This is a genomic window from Rouxiella badensis, assembly GCF_026967515.2.
GTDB classification, from domain to species: domain Bacteria; phylum Pseudomonadota; class Gammaproteobacteria; order Enterobacterales; family Enterobacteriaceae; genus Rouxiella; species Rouxiella badensis.
This window is the reverse complement of sequence record NZ_CP114062.1, coordinates 1,223,008-1,240,628: the sequence shown is the minus strand read 5'-3', so window position 1 is coordinate 1,240,628 and position 17,621 is coordinate 1,223,008. Positions and strand designations below refer to the sequence as shown.

Here is a 17,621-nt window from a genome sequence, read left to right as displayed (position 1 = left end):
AGTCGCGGTGGAACGCGACGATATGGGTTGACCTTCTCAGGCCGATTTGTGCTATATGCAAATGTTGGTAAATATCCCTGAAAAAGCAGCAGGTCAATATTAAAGGCGGTATTGAGTCAGCGAACTCTCAATAAGTTAATGGTTCGCTATAGGTACGTTTGAATGTAATGCCAGATTAAATATGCATATATAAATTAGAGACATGCTTCGGAAACTGCGTGACTGTCCTCAAACATACGAAAACGGGTAATGAGCCCGTTCTCAATGCACATATCGAGAACAAATTCGGTTTCAATCAATTTGCCTGTTTTTTTAACACGTGATGCAAGCTCACCGATAGCCACCACTCGGTTATCTTTGATTAGTATATCTTTAATTTCAAAATTTTCTGATGAAATCTGTGTCCGGATTTGCGCATAGAATTCCGCTGCACCTTTTCTTCCATATTTTCGACCAATCCAGGGAACGACGTGAGTATTTCCAGCCACGAGCCAGTCAACATTTTCACTAACCAGTTCCGCTATTTCATGAACATCTTCTGCTGTTGCAATACGATGAAAAAATGCTTCCGTTACTGCTTGTGGAGTTTTAATTGTCATAACGTATCAATCTCATTAATCAAAACTAAGGACCTACAGGTTAATTGATTGTCTTAAAAATAATCTTACCCTGAGGTGCTTTTCAGTGATGTCATTGAGAGCAGTTGGATTGTTACTCGGTCCGCTCTTCGCTGTGAGTTCAACTGATGGACTCACAGCGAGGAGCTGCCAGGCAATTTAGCAGGGTTGTGTCTGCGATTTTTTGTTGGATATGACCAAGTGCAATGCAAATGGGTAGTCAAGTGGATGCAAATACCCAGCAAGCTAAGCCGAAATCAAAACGAGCCGCCTAGAGCGGTTTTTTTATGCCTGAAATTTGAGGTAGTCCCCAATGCAAACTCACGAATTAAAGATAAAGCCTGAGCACTTCGACCCCGTATTTAGCGGAAAGAAAACCGCAGAGCTAAGGAAAAATAACCGCAATTACAAAGCAGGTGACCTTCTCAAGTTGCGTGAGTTTTTGAATGGGGATTACACCGGAAGCTATGTATGGCGGCGGATAACACACGTTGCCGACGTAGGTGATTTTGCAGAGGGTTGCGTGCTGTTGAGCATGACACCCGCGACACTTTTTGAAACAGCGAGGGCAGCATAATGGCTGACATCATCGACGAAGCAAACCAAGAATATGACCAACACCTCACTGCGGCGATTGCCAACCGCGCCAAACCTTTACCACTCTCACCCATTTGCAGGAACGGCGATTGTGGTGAGCCATCGGTCGGAAAAACTAGCTATTGCTGTAGTGAGTGTTGTGCTGACCATCAGAAAGAAATGTGGGCGGCCAGCCAAAGGAAATTGGCATGAGCAAAGCTATAGGAAAGCCAATTTTAGACATGTGCTGTGGCTCTCGGATGTTCTGGCTCGATAAGCAAGATGATCGCGCCATATTCAGTGACATGCGCAAAGAAGAACATACTTTATGTGATGGGCGACACCTGGTAATCAGTCCGGACCTAATTGCAGACTTCCGCCAGTTACCATTCTCTGATAACAGTTTCGCCCAAGTTGTATTCGATCCTCCCCATCTTGAGCGTGCTGGCGAAAATGGGTGGATGCGGAAGAAGTACGGTGCACTGGACAAAGAAAACTGGCGTGAGGATATCGCTGCCGGTTTCCGTGAAGCCTTTAGAGTCTTGCGGCCACACGGCACGCTGATCTTCAAGTGGAACGAAACGCAGATCCCAGTTAGCCAGGTAATCGCACTAACCGACCATAAACCAACAATTTGGCAGCGAACTGGCAAAAGGGATAAGACTCACTGGATACTCTTCTTAAAGGAGTAATCCATGACACCCGAAGAGTCAGACAACGCCGCCCGCGCCATTGCAAAGAAACTCATCACCGAACTCCGCAGTAAATCAAACAATCACACCTTCCGCGAACTGCTCGACAAATACGCCAGTCAGGCTAAGCCACTATGCCCACCAAGGCATGAGGCTTGGTTATGGCTGTGCGTCATTGTTCATAAAGTGGTTGAGGGTAAATAGAAGAGGATTTATGGACAACATCATTCAAATGAACCCGAGCAAGTGGGTATCCGAAGACTTACTTATGTCTCTCACTGGCATGACTAAACACATGATTCAGCACGCCCGCCGCACCTCTTGGATGGAGGGGCGAGAGTACCGGCACGTGGCGCCGGACCTGAATCCGAAGCAAAACAGCCCTATCATGTATAACCGGCATGAGGTTGATAATTGGGTTGAGCGACAAAGGCCAGCGATAAGACGGAGGATTTCTGCTTAAATAGTTTCGCCTTTCACTAAATGAGGAGCATTGCAATGGCGATCCAGACGACAGGTGTAGAGAATCACGGAGGATTACTACGCATTTGGTTTATGTACAAAGGAAAGAGGTTTAGAGAGGTTTTAGGCGTACCCGATACGCCTAAAAATCGAAGAATGGCCGCTGAACTTAGGAGCTCGATAGTTTACGGGATCAAGACAGGGAACTTTAACTATGCCGCACAGTTCCCCCAGTCAAAAAACCTGGCGAAGTTAGGCATTGTTCAGAAATCTATCACCCTGCAGGAGCTGGCGGATAAGTGGCTAGACCTGAAGGAAATGGAAATCGCGAAAAATACCATAACCCTTTATCGTTCTTATATCGCGGTTTGCGTAGGAATAATGGGGGCTAATAGGCTTGTGGCTTCCGTAAACCACGAGATGGCCTTAGACCTCAGAAAAGAGTTACTGACCGGGTATCAAATAGTCATCAGGGGGCAGAACCCAAAGCGGGTCAAAAAAGGAAGAGCTGTGAGGACAGTGAACGGTTATCTATCTTGCCTGGCGGCATTGTTCAACTTTGCAGAAAAGAACTGTTATATCGAAAAATCACCGTTCTCTGGCATTTCCCCATTGAAGAAATCACGAGCTGAACCCGATCCACTTACAAAAGATGAATACCTGAGGCTGGTCCATGCTTCCCCTTCCCTGCAGATCAAGAATATTTGGCAACTCGCGATCAGTACAGGATTGAGACATGGCGAACTTGGTGCCCTCGCTTGGGAAGACATCGACACGAAGGAGTGGACGGCAAAAATTACCAGGAACATTGCGGTATCTGGGCATTTTACGCCCCCCAAAACTGAAAGCAGTATTCGCGTTATCAAATTAAATGATTCAGCTATTGAAGCGCTCCGAAGCCAAATGGCTTTGACGAAAATGAGAAGCCCCATATCGGTCAAGGTACATCTTAGAGAGTATGGGAAAACGCGAACAGATGAATGCACCTTTGTATTCTCCCCTAAGGTTTCCGCCAAGAACAAGGCGGCCGGTGACTGGTATTCACCAGGGTCGATTGCGTCTACATGGAACTATGGACTGAAAAAGGCAGGGTTGAGGCATCGAAGGGCTTATGAAACGCGACATACGTTTGCATGCTGGGCTTTGAGTGCGGGTGTCAATCCTAACTTCATTGCCAACCAGATGGGGCACAATTCAGCCCAGATGGTTTACAACGTTTATGGGAAGTGGATGACGGAAAACAACAGTGACCAAATGTCGATTATGAATGCCGGTTTTAACCAGAATGCCCCGAATATGCCCCAAGCCAAAATAGCATAGCTATTTTTTCCTTTCTAATCATGCATTAAACACCCTCACTACGGTTTAATCAAAAACAGACGCACTGTGCTGCGACTGGTTTTATCGGTAGAGCGGAACAAACTTCCCACCAACGGTAAATCTCCGAGCAGCGGAATTTTTCTCTCGCTCTCTTTCACTTCGTCCTGAATAAAGCCGCCAAGCAGTAAGCTTTGACCGGCGCGGAGCAAGGTCTGCGTCGAGACCTCAGAGTTGCTCGTTTGCGGTAGAGGTTCATGTTCACTAAGGGCGTCCGTATGTTTGCCATCTTGGATAATCAACTTCAGCATCATTTCTGGGTGACCGCCCTGGTTTATCAGACGCGGCGTGACTCTGAGCAGCGACCCAGTAGTGATCGACTCGATCTTGGCCACTTTTTCAGAAACAAGTTTGGTGTGAAACGTTACGCTGCGGTCCAGCACCGCCTCGGTATTGTCGAGCGTGACGACCGAAGGTCGCGAGAGCAGCTGCGCCTTGGCGTTTTTCTCCAGCGCGCTGAGCTTGACCATAAAGCCGCCGGTATTGGTAATAATCGAAGAAAAGCTGCTCGACGACGGCGCGCCGCTGCTGTTGAGGCTGATACCTCCGCCGCCGATTTGCGTCGACAGCGACCAGTCGATGCCCAGCGATTTGAGCTCGGTTGAATCGACGTCCATGATCATCACCGAAATTTCGATCAGCTTCGGTTTGATATCGAATTTCTTAATCAGCGAGGCATACATCGGAATATTGATTTTGCGGTCACGCACAATTACCGCATTTTGCTGAATATCCGCCGAGAACATCGGCAGTGAACGGTCGGCAGGCTGTTGCTCGCCCTGATTCTCTTTCAGCGGCAGGGTGCGCCCCTGCGCCATCTCTTTGAGCATGCTAACGATACCGGGTATCACTATCTGCTGGCCGCGATAACTGTGGGTGGTGTCACCCGCGCTGGCGTACTTCAGCGGGAACAGCTCGATCTTTTCCTGATTCTGGTCGTGATTCAGCTTCTGCTGGTCAATACGTTTCGCCAGCGTCTCCACGCGAGACAGGCAAATGGGCACGCCTTCGACCTGCATAGCGTTCGAAGACGGCAGCGCGCGTACCTGGCAATGTTTGTTGTCGAGGATATTGCTGCCTTCAAGTTGACTAATCAGCTCGCTAACCGGCAGATAGGTAGGCGTAATCAGTTGGCTGCCGACTTCGCTGGCCTTATAGATGTGGATAGCCTGCCCGTCGTAATACCAGGCCAGCTTGTGCATCCGCGCGAGTTCGTCCAGCGCCTTTGAAGGCGAGACATCTTTGATAACGCCAATAAAAGGCTCATCAACCTGCGTGCTAACCACCACGGGAACCCCATAGTTGGCCCCCAAATCGTGTAATACGTCGGTGAGTTTGCTTCCTCGACTGGAGAGAAAAAAGGGGTCATCCCCTTGCCAGGGGAGGCTGGCAAGGGCGCTAAAATGACACAGCATCGAGGCGAGGCCCACGGCCAGTAACAGGTTTTTTCTCATCTCTATGCTCCAGAATGTGGGTGAAGGAGGATGCCTGATTTTTCACCAAATCTGATCAGCCAGTCAGCAATATCCTGCTGTTTACTCAATGAAGCTTCCCATTCCTGAGTCGAGAACGTGGTGCGATTAAGGCGCAGTAGAAACAACCTTTCGCTTTCAACCAACAGGGAATCGTTAACGCAGGTGGGAACCGAGGCGAACCACAGACAAACGCGCTGGAGCCAGTCGACATCACTGACGGTCAGACCGGTATCCATCGCGATGCAAACGCCCTGTGGAAAACAGCTACACCAGGCCCGCTGCTCCGCCACGTCAAGTATCAGCCGATCGCTACGCATTTTTACCACGTGGACCGACTCCAGGGCGGCAAGGGAGTCAGGGAGTTTCATATCATCTCGATTGCATTGAAAAAGAGCGGCTATTTTGCGGATGTAGACGTAATTTCGGTATCAGGTGTTGACCTGATTTATTAAGCCGGTGAATTGAACAGCGAAGCTTCAAGCTATTTGTTATATAATTCTCAATCAACCTTCCCTAAAAGACGGTAAATAATGACAGTTCGAACGGAGAATAATCCTGCGTTAAAAAGGGTTCTATTGGTCGAGGATCACTCTTTGCTCAGCGACGGCATTACCCAGCTTATCTCTTCCCTGCCTGATTACGAGGTGGTGGGCGTGGTAGTAGACGGATTGAAGGTCTACGCTGCCTGTCAGCAGCTGCATCCTGACCTGGTGATACTTGATTTGGGGCTGCCTGGCATGGACGGCAATGATGTGATTCATCAGCTCAAGCAGCGCTGGGTGGAGTTAACTATCATCGTGCTCACCGCCGACAACAACGAGCACCGCGCTAAGGCCGCACTCAGCGCGGGCGCGATTTCCTATATCCTGAAAAGAAGTCCGCAGCAGACCCTACTTTCGGCACTGCAAATGGCCGCCGCAGGGCGTTCCTACATCGACCCTTCGCTCGACGAGCAGCAGATAATCAAAACAGATAAATTGCTGGACGGTCAGGTACGCCTGACGGTAAGAGAACGCCAGATTCTGAAGCTTATTGCCGAAGGCAGCCGCAACCGCGACATCGCCGAGAGCCTGAAGATTACCATCAAGACGGTAGAGACCCATCGCCTGAATCTGATGCGCAAGCTCGATGCCCACAGCGCGGTCGAGCTCACCAACTGGGCAATCCGCCTGGGGATCCACAATTGAGCTTTCTCAGCTAAAACTTTCGCGCCGCAGCAAGTCAATCAGCGGCTGAATACGTGAAGAATCAGGCCAATCCCCTGCTATCACTTCCTCCTCAATCTTGGCGCAGTGGTCATGAAGCGTCAGATAACCGCACAGCCCGGCGCAGCCTTTAATCGCATGCAACGACTCCAGCAGCTGCGTCTGCTGATACCCCAGCCAACTCTGCTCGATGCGATTGGCGAAGGTCTTGAAGGTCTGCCAGATTTCGTCCCGTAACTTTTCGTCCAACTGCACGTCAATCAGCGGTTTCCCCAACGAAGGATTGCGCATCAGCTCAATGCCCCGCGTAAGCTGCAGCATGACCACGTTCTCGATGACCTCCATGAGTTTAGGCATCTGCAATGGCTTAGTGAGATAACCGTGCATCCCACTTTCCATGACCCGCTCACGCTCGCTGGAAAGCGCGTCGGCGGTCAACGCCACGATGGGCGTGTCTTCGTCCAGCATGCCAGACTCGGGAGCGCGCCAACGCTGTGCGGTAGTGAAACCGTCCATTTCCGGCATGCGCAGATCCATCAATATCATGTCATAAATGCCTTCTCGCCCGCAGTACAGCGCCTCCTGCCCGGAGTGTGCGGCATCAACCTGATGCCCGAGGTCACGCAGAATTTTGCTCAATACCTCGAGATTAGCCGCTACGTCGTCAACGATTAACACCTTCAGCGACCACGGGCTCAGAATCAGTGGTGCTGTGCTTTGCTCTTCATAATCATTGCCCTGCAGCAGGGTAGCGACCGTTCGCCACAAACGCCCCGGAAGATAGGACAGTGCATGAGACGCCAGCGCATGGTTCATTCCCTCAACCGGGGTCAGCCCCCACTCAAGCAGCTGTGGATGCAGCTCCGCGGGCGCGACGATTTCACCGCTCAGGCGCATTTTCTCTCCGCGCTGCGGCCCGTCCGGTAACCAAAAGGTAAATCTGGCCCCCTGACCCGGCTGGCTAGACAGCAGAATATCTCCGCCCATCGACTGCGCCAACATCGAGGAGATAGTCAGCCCCAGACCGTTACCTCCGCTGTGTGCGCTAACTTGCACGAAAGGACGGAAAATCTGCTGATGCTGGCTCTCATCAATTCCCTCACCGCTGTCCTCGATAGCGAACACCAAACGCTCGTCCTGCACCTCGACGTGCAGCTTAACGTAGCCCCGTTGGGTGAATTTAATCGCATTGCCGAGCAGGTTTATCAGAACTTGTTTAACCCGAATGCGGCTCATCATTATTTCGGCTGGAATATCATTGGCCACCCACGCGCTAAGCGTCAGGCCTTTTTCCTCGGCCCGCAGGCGCACCGCCATCATGACCTTGTCCAGCAGCGGCAAAAGGGGAACCAGCTCGTAGGTCAGCTCAAGCTTGCCGAGCTCTATCTGGTTGTAGTCGAGAATATTGTTGATCAGAGAGAGGAGATAGTCGGAGGACATAGTCGCGGTCTCAACAAGCCCCTGCTGCTCGGCCGTGAGTTCTGAACGCTGCAACAGCACCAACGCCCCCACGATGCTGTTCATCGGTGTTCGTATCTCGTGGCCAATATTAGCAATGTGCTCGCTCTTTCTGAAATGGGTCTGCTCGACGCCGCCCGGTGACACATCCACGGTCTGTTTTGCCCGACGCCCCAGCCCTTGGTAAAAACCCAGTACGCGCTGCCACAGCAGATTCTTTTCGCTCACTTTTTTCATAATTTTGAGGCCCCCGACGTATTTCAAAAGGCGAAACAGCGGCATCACGACGCTGAGGATGGCGGTTCAGGCGTTGATTCAGGTGTTTACCCGATAGTGTTGAACAGGCTCTTTGCCGATGATAGCCGCAGCCTGGGAAGCCTCCCCGGTACCTTTATCAATAAATTATCAGAGAGACCGGATGGGATTACAAACCGAACGGCGACTGGAACAGTTTTTACAGCTTGCTGACCTGCCCTCAACGCAGGTTTCGTCGCGAATGGAATTTTCCATGCCGCCCTTTCAGCTCTACGTCGAATGCCTGGAAGAGCACATTTTATTGACCCTGAGCCGAGAGATTGAGGATGCCTATCAGGGTACTGCATTCGTTAAATCACTGAGCGCCTGTCATCCCGCCCGCACCCAAGGCACGCCCATACGCACATGGCAACTAAAAGGAAAACAAATGCTTAGCTGCTCACCGGGAAAATACAGTGACGTGAGTCATTGGCTGGCCTGCCTGCAAACAATGCGCCGCATGCTTGAAATTATCGCCGGAGGTCACCGATGAAGCTCCTGCAAAAATGGCTGCTTATCATCGCCGCACGTCAGGATATTATGCTAGCGGCCATGCTGCTGCTTGCCGTATTCATGATGATTATTCCCCTGCCAACCTGGCTGGTGGATTTCATGATTGCGCTGAACCTGACTATCTCCGTTATCCTGCTGATGATGGCACTGTACATCAGAAATCCGCTGGAATTTGCAACCTTCCCCTCAGTTTTGCTGATTACGACGCTGTACCGACTGGCATTGACCATCAGTACTACGCGTCTGATTCTGCTTCAGGCGGACGCCGGACAGATAGTTTACACCTTCGGCCAGTTCGCGGTCGGCGGTAATCTCGGCGTCGGGCTTATCGTATTTGTAATAATTACCATCGTGCAGTTTATCGTCATCACCAAAGGGTCGGAGCGTGTGGCCGAAGTTGGCGCACGTTTCTCGCTCGATGCCATGCCCGGTAAGCAGATGAGTATCGACGGTGACATGCGCGCCGGGACCATTGACGCCGAAGAAGCCCGTCGCCTGCGCGGCTTGGTGCAGAAGGAGAGCCAGCTGTACGGTGCAATGGACGGCGCGATGAAGTTCGTAAAAGGTGACTCCATCGCCGGTATCATCATTATTCTGGTGAATATCTTCGGCGGGACCGCCATCGGCATCATGTCACACGGCATGAGCGCCAGCGAGGCGATGTCAACCTACGCCATTCTGTCGATTGGTGACGGTCTGGTCAGCCAGATCCCCGCCCTGCTTATCTCCATCACCGCCGGGATAATCGTTACCCGCGTCTCCGGCGAAGAGAAACTCAATCTGGCCGGCGACCTCGCCCACCAGATAGGCTCGCAGTCGCAGGCGCTGACCGTGTCCTGTGTGGTTCTGCTGGTGTTTGCGATGATCCCTGGCTTCCCGGCTATCTACTTTATTATGCTGGCGCTTGGGCTATTCGGCTGCACCATTCTGGTTAAAAGACGCAGCAAGAACAAGGCCAACGGCGCGAGCGGCCCTGGTGCCGACGCGAGTGGCGAAAATGGCACAGCGGGTGGCGCTGCCATGACCCCGGGCGCAACACCGCTGATGATTCGCCTGTCCCCCGACCTGATGCGCTCCGGCAAGTTTGCGCCTAAGGTCGAGGCTTTCCGCCACAACAAATTCGAAAAGCTGGGCATTCCCTTGCCGGACGTTCAGCTGTTCCAGGACGCCTCGCTAAGCGCTGGCAGCATGCAGATCATGCTGTATCAGGAGGCGGTGATGGTAGTCGATATACCGGATGGCCTGCTGCTCGCCGACGTCTCGACGCAGACCCTGCCGCAGGCAGAAAAAAGCGTGCGCCTGCCGTTCAGCCTGCAAAGTTTGCAGTGGGTCTCTCCAACGCATAAAGAAGCCCTTTCGATGCTCGGCGTTACGCTACATGAGAGCGAGGACCGGCTGGTTCACTGCCTGTCGATTCTGGTTGACCGCTATGCCGGTGAGTTTATTGGCGTGCAGGAAACCCGCTTCCTGATGGACGCGATGGAAGGCAAATATTCTGACCTGATCAAAGAGGTTCAACGCCAGTTGCCGATTGGCCGCATCGCCGACGTGCTGCAACGGCTGGTCACCGAAGGCGTTTCGATTCGCGACCTGCGCAGCATTTTCGAAGCGTTGATCGAATGGGCGCCGCGTGAAAAAGACCCGATCATGCTGGTGGAATATGTGCGTATCGGTCTGAGACGCCATCTGGTGACCCGCTTTAAAGCCGGTAATCCGTGGATTAGCTGCTGGATGATTGGCGACGTCATAGAAAGCATGATCCGCGAGGCGATTCGCCAAACGTCATCTGGCTCCTATTCAGCCCTCGATTCCGAGTTAAATCAGGCCATTATCGACCGTATTCGCGAGCAGACCGGAGAAGAAGAACGCCGCACTCACGTGTTGATGACCGCCATCGACATACGTCGCTTCCTGCGCAAAGTCATCGAACGCGAGTTTTATAACCTTCAGGTTCTCTCCTTCCAGGAGATAGGCGAAGAGACGGAACTGCACGTCGTCGGCAATATTGACCTGATAGGAGAAGAGTAAAATGCGCCTTCCCGACCGCGAGGATATCCTCGAACAACTGATCGAACGCCTGCAACTGCCCGCCGCCGACCCAAACGCCGGGCGACAACTGGCCGGTAAGGTGGTTGAAATCGGTCCGACGCTGCTCAAAGCCTCGCTGCCGGGCGTCAGTCTGGCAGAAATTTGTCGCCTTGAACCTTCGGGCATCAACGCCGAAGTCGTGGCGATCAACGGCGATTACGCCATGCTTTCGCCTTTTGCCGAACCACTGGGCGTGACCACCGGCAGTCGTGTGGTCCCTACCGGCAGCGTACACCAGATAGCGCTCGGCGATTTTTTGTTGGGCCGTATTCTTGACGGCATGGGTCAGCCGCTCGACGGGTTTCCGCTGCCAGAAGGCGGTGAATTACGCTCCCTCGAAGGCGCGGCACCGAACCCCTTGACCCGGCAACTTATTGATACCCCGCTGCCGCTCGGCGTGCGCGCCATCGACGGCATTCTGACCTGCGGCATGGGCCAGCGTATCGGCATTTTCGCCGCCGCGGGCGGCGGCAAGAGTACTCTTCTGGGCATGATCTGCGACGGCAGTCTGGCGGACGTTATCGTGCTGGCGCTTATCGGCGAACGTGGCCGTGAGGTCCGTGAATTCCTCGAACATACCCTGACCGAAGAGGCGCGAGCGCGCTGCATCATGGTGGTGTCGACCTCCGACCGCCCGGCGCTGGAACGTCTGAAGGCGGCCTATACCGCCACCGCGATTTCCGAATACTTCCGCGACCGCGGCAGCAACGTGCTGCTAATGATGGACTCCCTCACCCGTTTCGCCCGCGCCTCGCGCGAGATTGGCCTGGCGGCGGGCGAGCCTCCGGCAGCGGGCGGCTATCCGCCAAGCTTCTTTGCCCGTCTTCCGCGGCTGCTTGAACGCGCCGGACCGGCGGAGTTTGGCAGTATTACCGCCATTTATACCGTGCTGGTAGAAGGGGACAACCTCAATGAGCCGGTTTCCGATGAGGTGCGATCCATCCTCGACGGCCACATCGTCCTGTCCCGCAAGCTGGCACAGGCCAACCACTATCCGGCCATCGATATCGCCGCCAGCGTCAGTCGAATCATGGGTCAAGTGACAGAACGAGATCACCGCGACAACGCCGGTAAACTGCGCCGTCTGATGTCAGCCTGGCAGGAGATTGAGCTGCTGGTCCGGGTCGGCGAATATCAGGAAGGACAAGATGAAGAGGCGGATGAGGCAATGCAACGCAAAGAGGCGATTCGCGAGTTTCTATGCCAGTCGACCACTGAAAAGAATGGCTATGAGGAGACGCTTGAACTTCTATGCCAAACACTCAACTGACCCTCAAATCCCTGCTGTCCCTGAAGGTACGCCGCGAGCGCGGGATTAGAAGCGCTATCGCCCGTCTCGACAAACAGGTCCAGCAGCTTGAAACGCACAAAACCACGCTGCTGCAAAACCGCAGCACGCTGTGGAGCGAATGGCGGCATTGCAGCAGCAGCGAGCAAACGCTCGGGCCGCTCGAAATACGCGCCTATCGCGCCCAGTTGGGCAAATATTATCAGCAGGACCACCACCTGCTGGCGCAGGTGGAAGATACCGACAACGAAGTTAGCCAGCGGCGGGTCGAACAGGACAAACAACAACAGCTGTTGCGTCAGATTTTGTTGCAGCAGGAAAAACTGAAAATATTGATGGAGTAATTGTGTATATATCATCCCAGGTACAACGCAGAACCGTCTCGGTACAGGAAAATGACGGCGACAGTCACTCCTCCGACGAAGAGGATAAGCGCCGCTTTGCCTCACTGCTGGCGTCAATTTCTCCACGCGTGGTTCCCGCCAGCGTAACCAGCAGGCTCGGCTGTTCAAGCGGGTCGGCCGGGGGATTCACGCTCGCCAGAGGCGCGGATACCTTAATGCTCAAGCAGCTGACCCTGCCGAAATATGCCTCGCGCGACGCCTGGCTTAGCTGGCGTCTGACCAATGGTGCTTTGGCAGGGCTGGAAATTGAGGCACGCAGCAGCGAAAACGGACTGTTTATTCGCCTTAAAGCCGTCGATCACCAGAAGCTGATCAGAATTTTGGGCTCCGCCAAACGACTGCAACAGCGGCTAATCCGCCAGTTTGAAAAAGACATACAGGTTGAGGTTAGCGATGAAGATCCCGCAATTAAGTAAAGAAACCGGCAGCCTGGTCGCCAGGGTGGGTAACGGCCTACAGTGGCTTAACGATAACGGCGAACTCATGGTGTCTTACCGCCAGCGCCCGGCGGTCAGCGGTCTTGTCCTCCACGCCACCTTCGACGGCGAGCCGCTCACGCTGCTGGTCGACGAAGAACAGTGGTGTCAGTGGGTGCAGCCAATGCTGACGGTGCCTTCTCTCGCTATGACCCCGCCTGAGTTTCGAGATTTATTGAGTATCTGGACGCTTGCCGACGCTGGCGAATGCTGTGAAAACAACAGCATGGCGTGGCCGCAGAGTGAACGGCTCGAGGCGGGCAGTGCAGAACCGCAGATGGGATGGCACGTTTATATCCGCCGCGAAGAGCGGGAGCTGGGCTGTTATCTGCTGTCCGGCGCAGAAAAATGGGTCTCGGCGCTGTCTGACGAAGCCTTCCCGGTTTCAAATCATGACACCGCCACTGATATCAAACTCTGTGTCTCTCTGCTGGCGGGCTGGAGCAAGGTAGAAAGCAGCATTCTGAATATTTTAGGCCCCGGCGATGCGTTAATCCTCCAGCACAGCTGGCAGGTGGCCGACGACCAGTACGGACTCTTTATTGACCGACCTATCGCGACATTGCGTCAGGAGCACGAGCCCAACACTTTTACCCTTGAGGAAATAATGAACGACTTTGATGACTGGATGGACGTGACGCCCTCCCCTTCGTTTATCTCTTCGCAGAGAGATACGCTGCTCAATACCACCTTTGCCGTCACGGTTGAGGTGGCCAAATTCGAGGTGTCGTTGCAAGAGCTCAGCCAGCTGGACGTCGGCGGTCAACTCTCCGGCACCACGCAGTACGACGGTCTGGTTACGCTCAAGGTCGGCGGACTGCCGTTTGCAAAAGGCACGTTGCTGGAGATTGACTCTCGGCTGGCGGTCAGAATCGAGAGCATTTGTTAAGACAAGTTAGGGTCTGCACCTGATGGGCCAAGGTGGGATAGCGCGGGATAATAACCGCAATATCCCCTCATCAGGATCTAAAAATGTCTATATTAGACCAACCCCTACAGCTGATTATTCTACTCTTCGCGCTGTCGATCATGCCGCTGCTGATAGTGCTCGGCACTTCCTTTCTGAAAATTTCGATTGTCTTTTCCCTGTTGCGAAACGCGCTGGGTATTCAGCAGATCCCGCCGAACATCGCGCTCTATGGCTTAGCCTTGATCCTGAGTATGTTCATCATGGCGCCGGTCGGACTCGCGATACAGGACAACATCGCCGCCAATCCGGTGAAGATTGAATCACCGGCGTTTATCGACCAGATGGAATCCGAGGTATTTGCGCCCTACAAAGAGTTCCTCGAACGCAATACCGCTCCGCAGCAGGTGCATTTCTTCTCTGATATCGGCCACAAAATCTGGCCCGAGAAATATCAGAAACGCATTCCCGACAGCTTCCTGCTGGTGATGATCCCAGCGTTTACCGTGAGTCAGCTGATTGAGGCCTTCAAAATCGGCCTGCTGCTGTTCCTGCCGTTTATCGCCATCGATCTGGTGGTCTCCAACGTGCTGCTGGCGATGGGCATGATGATGGTGTCGCCGATGACAATTTCGATGCCGCTTAAGCTGCTGATCTTTGTCCTGATGGGAGGCTGGGAGAAATTGCTTGGCCAACTGGTTCTGTCATTTTCATAAACGGAGACCGAGATGAGTGAAGCCATGATTACCCAACTGGCGGCGCAGATGATGTGGCTTATCCTGCTGCTGTCTCTGCCCGTGGTGGTGGTCGCCTCGACGGTAGGCGTGATGGTCAGCCTGATACAGGCGCTGACTCAGGTACAGGAACAGACCATACAGTTTCTGGTGAAGCTGGTGGCGGTATCGATAACGCTGGCGGTGACCTATCACTGGATGGGCGATGTGTTGCTCAATTATGCCGGTCTGGCTTTCGACCAGATAACCCAGATGCGGGAATAATATGGCCAACATGTGGACCCACTGGATGCCTATCGTAGGCATGTGCATGCTGCGCCCGCTCGGGGTGTTTCTGCTCATGCCGCTGTTCAGCAGCGCTAACCTTGGCGGCGCACTCAACCGCAGCGCCCTGCTGCTGGTCATCGCTCTGCCGATGCTGCCGGTTTACAGCGACTGGCAGTCGCCCACCAGCGCAATGGGCTATGTGATGTTGGCCGTCGGCGAACTGTGCATCGGCCTGATTATCGGCTTCTGCGCCGCTATCCCGTTTTGGGCGCTGGACATGGCGGGTTTCCTGATAGACACCATGCGTGGCTCTTCCATGGCCAGCGTGCTCAACCCGATGCTCGGCCAGCAGTCCTCATTATTCGGCATCTTCTTTACCCAATTATTCAGCGTGCTGTTTTTGATGAGCGGCAGTTTTAATGAGCTTATCGACGCTATTTATCAGTCCTACGTCACACTGCCGCCCGGCGGCACGCTCAGTTTCGGCCCGGACGGACTGGCCTTTATTGGCCGCCAGTGGCGCCTGATGTATGAACTTTGCCTGCGCTTCTCGATGCCCGCCATCGTAGTAATCATGCTGGTGGATATGGCGATGGGGCTGATTAATCGCTCTGCCCAGCAGCTTAACGTCTTCTTCCTGGCGATGCCTATCAAGAGCGCCTTTGCGCTGTTGATGCTGGTTATTAGCTGTAACTTTGCCTTTGGTGACCTGCGCACCTACAGCATGCATTTTTCAGAGGTCAGCGAAACCATGCTGAGTATCTTCCGATGAGTGAAAAAACAGAGAAGCCGACGCACAAAAAGATCCGCGACTCGCGTAAGAAAGGCCAGGTTGCCAAGAGCGCGGAAATTACCAGCGGTATGCAGCTGGTGGCGGTGCTGGGCTATTTCGGTACCGAAGGAAAGGAGCTGTGGCGGGCATTGCAGGAGTTGCACGAATTAGCCATTGGCGCCGTCAATCAGCCTTTGACCTTTGGGTTAGGCCAGCTTACCGCCGCCTTTACCTCATTGGCGATAAGGTTCGTTGGCGGGCTGGGTATGTTGCTGCTGTTTATCACTATTTTTACCATCCTGGCGCAGGTTGGGCCGCTGCTGGCGACGGAGGCACTCAAGCCCTCCTTTAAGAAACTCAACGTACTCGCCAATTTAAAAAACATGTTTTCGGCAAAAAATCTGTTCGAGTTCTGCAAATCTCTGCTGAAGGTCATGCTGCTGTCGCTGATTTTCTTTTATTTGCTGCGCCAAAACGCGCCGTCGATTCAGTTTCTGCCGCTGCATCCGGTCACCACCGGACTTGAGGTCTGCGTGCGCCTGCTGTTTTGGATGCTGCTGTCGCTTATCTGTTTTTATGTGGTGATTGGCATCGCTGATATCGCGTTTCAAAAGTATGACAACAATAAAAAAATGATGATGTCTCTTGAAGACATAAAACAAGAGCATAAAAACTCCGAAGGTAATCAGGAGATTAAGCAGAAACGTAAAGAAGTACACCGAGAAATTCAAAGCGGTAGCCTGGCCTCGAACGTGGCCAAGTCTACCGCGGTAGTCAAAAACCCGACCCACGTTGCCGTCTGTCTTTTTTACCATCCGGAAACCTCGCCGCTGCCGAAGGTGATTGAAATGGGGCGCGATAAACGTGCGCTACACATCATCCATCTGGCTGAAAAGGCAGGCATTCCCGTCGTAGAAAACATTCAGGTTGCCCGTAGCCTGGCCGCAGGCACGCCGGTAGGCGGCTATATCCCTGCCGAACTCTTTGAACCCGTAGCGCACATTTTGCGCCTTGCAATGAAACTGGATTATGACGACGACGATGACGATGATTAAAAAAACAACCGCTGTTTTGATTTCCCTGACCTGCTGTGCACTGGTCGCAGGATGCACCCATCCCCTGGGCTGGTTTGACGACCAGCCTGCGGCGAAAAAATCGGCGGCAGTGCTGTTTAAAGCCACCGATGCGAGCACCGCCTCGATGGCGGCGCTGAATAAGTTCCCCACCGTGCCCCACAGCGTCAGCGATATGAATAACTTCCCCGTTGTACCGCTAAACTGGCGGATAGAGGGAGAGCAGGATGACGACGCAGAAGCGCAGATGGTGGCTAACATTGTGCCTATCGCGCCGCTAGAGGCGTCTCAGTCTGCGTCCCCAGGCGTCTCTCGCCTGACGCACAACACGCGGTATCATCCAATGATTAAACGGGTGTCTAACGAAGTGGGTATCGATGCCGACCTGCTTCACGCCATGATAAAAGTGGAGTCTAACTATCAACCTCAGGCGGTGTCCCACAAGGGCGCACGCGGACTCCTGCAGGTGATGCCCGCGACCGGCAAACGTTTCGGCGTGACCAACCTGATGGACCCGGAGCACAACCTGCGCGCCGGTGCAACCTACATGAAATGGCTGATTGAGCACTTTGACAACGATCTGACGCTGGCGCTGGCAGGCTACAACGCGGGTGAAGGTGCAGTGAAAAAGTATGGCCGCGCTGTCCCGCCTTATAAAGAAACCCAGCACTACGTCAAGAAGGTATTGGGCCATTACAACCGGTTGCAAAACAGCAAGTCTGAGCAGGAAGAAGTGCTGTCAAGCGAGGCGACACCGGTAAGCGAAATCGCGGCTAATAAAAAGACCAGGAACACCCAGAGTGAGAATAAAGCGGATAAAAGCGACATCGCTCTCGGCGACAAACTGTTGGGCCTGCTGCTTTCACAGCCAAAGGCAACCACTACGGCCAATAAAAAACACGGCACTTCAGTTAATGAACATGCCGTGCTCTAGTCAAACAAC

The 17,621-nt window shown here is 53.3% G+C and carries 22 protein-coding genes; 18 read left to right on the top strand and 4 right to left on the bottom strand.

What is annotated here, in order from left to right; translation table 11 throughout:
• Positions 1–194: 194 nt before the first annotated feature.
• Positions 195–599, bottom strand: a complete 405-nt coding sequence (locus tag O1V65_RS05930) for a nuclear transport factor 2 family protein (protein ID WP_227953160.1) — start codon at positions 597–599, stop codon at positions 195–197.
• Between the two features lie 331 nt (positions 600–930).
• Here O1V65_RS05930 and O1V65_RS05925 point away from each other — a divergent pair, with 331 nt between their 5' ends.
• From O1V65_RS05925 to O1V65_RS05900, 6 genes are read left to right on the top strand one after another with little or no spacing between them, the layout of a single operon-like run.
• The gene (locus O1V65_RS05925; RefSeq protein WP_269130269.1) at positions 931–1,194 is read left to right on the top strand and encodes a DUF3850 domain-containing protein; all 264 of its coding nucleotides are present in this window, start codon (positions 931–933) and stop codon (positions 1,192–1,194) included.
• Positions 1,194–1,406 (top strand): hypothetical protein, encoded by a 213-nt coding sequence (locus tag O1V65_RS05920; RefSeq protein ID WP_269130268.1) that lies wholly within the window; start codon positions 1,194–1,196, stop codon positions 1,404–1,406. Before O1V65_RS05925 ends, O1V65_RS05920 begins: the two co-directional genes overlap by 1 nt.
• Positions 1,403–1,885, top strand: a complete 483-nt coding sequence (locus O1V65_RS05915; RefSeq protein ID WP_269130267.1) for a class I SAM-dependent methyltransferase — start codon at positions 1,403–1,405, stop codon at positions 1,883–1,885. Before O1V65_RS05920 ends, O1V65_RS05915 begins: the two co-directional genes overlap by 4 nt.
• Positions 1,886–1,888: 3 nt before the next feature.
• Positions 1,889–2,089, top strand: coding sequence for a hypothetical protein (locus tag O1V65_RS05910; RefSeq protein ID WP_227953152.1), 201 nt, complete (start codon positions 1,889–1,891; stop codon positions 2,087–2,089).
• Positions 2,090–2,099: 10 nt separating this feature from the next.
• Complete coding sequence (locus O1V65_RS05905) at positions 2,100–2,348, top strand: excisionase family protein (protein WP_269130266.1); 249 nt, start codon at positions 2,100–2,102, stop codon at positions 2,346–2,348.
• A 35-nt stretch (positions 2,349–2,383) separates the two neighbouring features.
• Positions 2,384–3,667, top strand: coding sequence for a site-specific integrase (locus tag O1V65_RS05900; RefSeq protein WP_269130265.1), 1,284 nt, complete (start codon positions 2,384–2,386; stop codon positions 3,665–3,667).
• 38 nt (positions 3,668–3,705) lie between these two features.
• On the opposite strand, the gene O1V65_RS05895 is transcribed toward O1V65_RS05900, so the two are convergent.
• A complete protein-coding gene (locus tag O1V65_RS05895; RefSeq protein WP_084912200.1) occupies positions 3,706–5,178 on the bottom strand; it encodes an EscC/YscC/HrcC family type III secretion system outer membrane ring protein in 1,473 nt (490 codons plus the stop codon).
• A gap of 2 nt (positions 5,179–5,180) precedes the next feature.
• Positions 5,181–5,567: a hypothetical protein gene (locus tag O1V65_RS05890; protein WP_269130264.1), complete on the bottom strand. Its 387-nt coding sequence runs from the start codon at positions 5,565–5,567 to the stop codon at positions 5,181–5,183.
• 162 nt (positions 5,568–5,729) lie between these two features.
• Here O1V65_RS05890 and O1V65_RS05885 point away from each other — a divergent pair, with 162 nt between their 5' ends.
• Positions 5,730–6,386: a two component system response regulator gene (locus tag O1V65_RS05885; protein WP_026110398.1), complete on the top strand. Its 657-nt coding sequence runs from the start codon at positions 5,730–5,732 to the stop codon at positions 6,384–6,386.
• Between the two features lie 6 nt (positions 6,387–6,392).
• Here the strand turns inward: O1V65_RS05885 and O1V65_RS05880 are convergent, their stop codons facing one another.
• A complete protein-coding gene (locus tag O1V65_RS05880; protein ID WP_269130263.1) occupies positions 6,393–8,099 on the bottom strand; it encodes an ATP-binding protein in 1,707 nt (568 codons plus the stop codon).
• Positions 8,100–8,280: 181 nt separating this feature from the next.
• Here O1V65_RS05880 and O1V65_RS05875 point away from each other — a divergent pair, with 181 nt between their 5' ends.
• From O1V65_RS05875 to O1V65_RS05825, 11 genes are all read left to right on the top strand, one after another.
• Positions 8,281–8,649, top strand: coding sequence for a hypothetical protein (locus O1V65_RS05875; protein WP_017490899.1), 369 nt, complete (start codon positions 8,281–8,283; stop codon positions 8,647–8,649).
• Positions 8,646–10,697, top strand: coding sequence for an EscV/YscV/HrcV family type III secretion system export apparatus protein (locus O1V65_RS05870; RefSeq protein ID WP_017490900.1), 2,052 nt, complete (start codon positions 8,646–8,648; stop codon positions 10,695–10,697). Before O1V65_RS05875 ends, O1V65_RS05870 begins: the two co-directional genes overlap by 4 nt.
• Position 10,698: 1 nt before the next feature.
• Positions 10,699–12,027 carry an EscN/YscN/HrcN family type III secretion system ATPase gene (locus O1V65_RS05865; RefSeq protein WP_084912197.1) on the top strand — a complete coding sequence of 443 codons (1,329 nt, stop codon included), beginning with the start codon at positions 10,699–10,701 and terminating at the stop codon, positions 12,025–12,027.
• On the top strand, positions 12,009–12,389 hold the full coding sequence (locus O1V65_RS05860) for a hypothetical protein (protein WP_269130262.1): 381 nt from the start codon (positions 12,009–12,011) through the stop codon (positions 12,387–12,389). Before O1V65_RS05865 ends, O1V65_RS05860 begins: the two co-directional genes overlap by 19 nt.
• Before the next feature lie 2 nt (positions 12,390–12,391).
• On the top strand, positions 12,392–12,865 hold the full coding sequence (locus O1V65_RS05855; protein ID WP_017490903.1) for a hypothetical protein: 474 nt from the start codon (positions 12,392–12,394) through the stop codon (positions 12,863–12,865).
• Entirely contained in the window at positions 12,843–13,814 is a 972-nt protein-coding gene (gene sctQ, locus O1V65_RS05850) for a type III secretion system cytoplasmic ring protein SctQ (protein ID WP_165429213.1), read from the top strand. The genes O1V65_RS05855 and sctQ overlap by 23 nt, the downstream gene beginning before the upstream one ends.
• Positions 13,815–13,897: 83 nt before the next feature.
• A complete protein-coding gene (sctR, locus tag O1V65_RS05845) occupies positions 13,898–14,548 on the top strand; it encodes a type III secretion system export apparatus subunit SctR (RefSeq protein ID WP_269130261.1) in 651 nt (216 codons plus the stop codon).
• A 12-nt stretch (positions 14,549–14,560) separates the two neighbouring features.
• Complete coding sequence (sctS, locus tag O1V65_RS05840) at positions 14,561–14,830, top strand: type III secretion system export apparatus subunit SctS (protein WP_017490906.1); 270 nt, start codon at positions 14,561–14,563, stop codon at positions 14,828–14,830.
• A gap of 1 nt (position 14,831) precedes the next feature.
• On the top strand, positions 14,832–15,605 hold the full coding sequence (sctT, locus tag O1V65_RS05835; protein ID WP_017490907.1) for a type III secretion system export apparatus subunit SctT: 774 nt from the start codon (positions 14,832–14,834) through the stop codon (positions 15,603–15,605).
• A complete protein-coding gene (locus O1V65_RS05830; protein ID WP_017490908.1) occupies positions 15,602–16,660 on the top strand; it encodes an EscU/YscU/HrcU family type III secretion system export apparatus switch protein in 1,059 nt (352 codons plus the stop codon). The genes sctT and O1V65_RS05830 overlap by 4 nt, the downstream gene beginning before the upstream one ends.
• Positions 16,635–17,612, top strand: coding sequence for a lytic transglycosylase domain-containing protein (locus O1V65_RS05825; protein ID WP_206023984.1), 978 nt, complete (start codon positions 16,635–16,637; stop codon positions 17,610–17,612). Before O1V65_RS05830 ends, O1V65_RS05825 begins: the two co-directional genes overlap by 26 nt.
• Positions 17,613–17,621 lie beyond the last annotated feature (9 nt).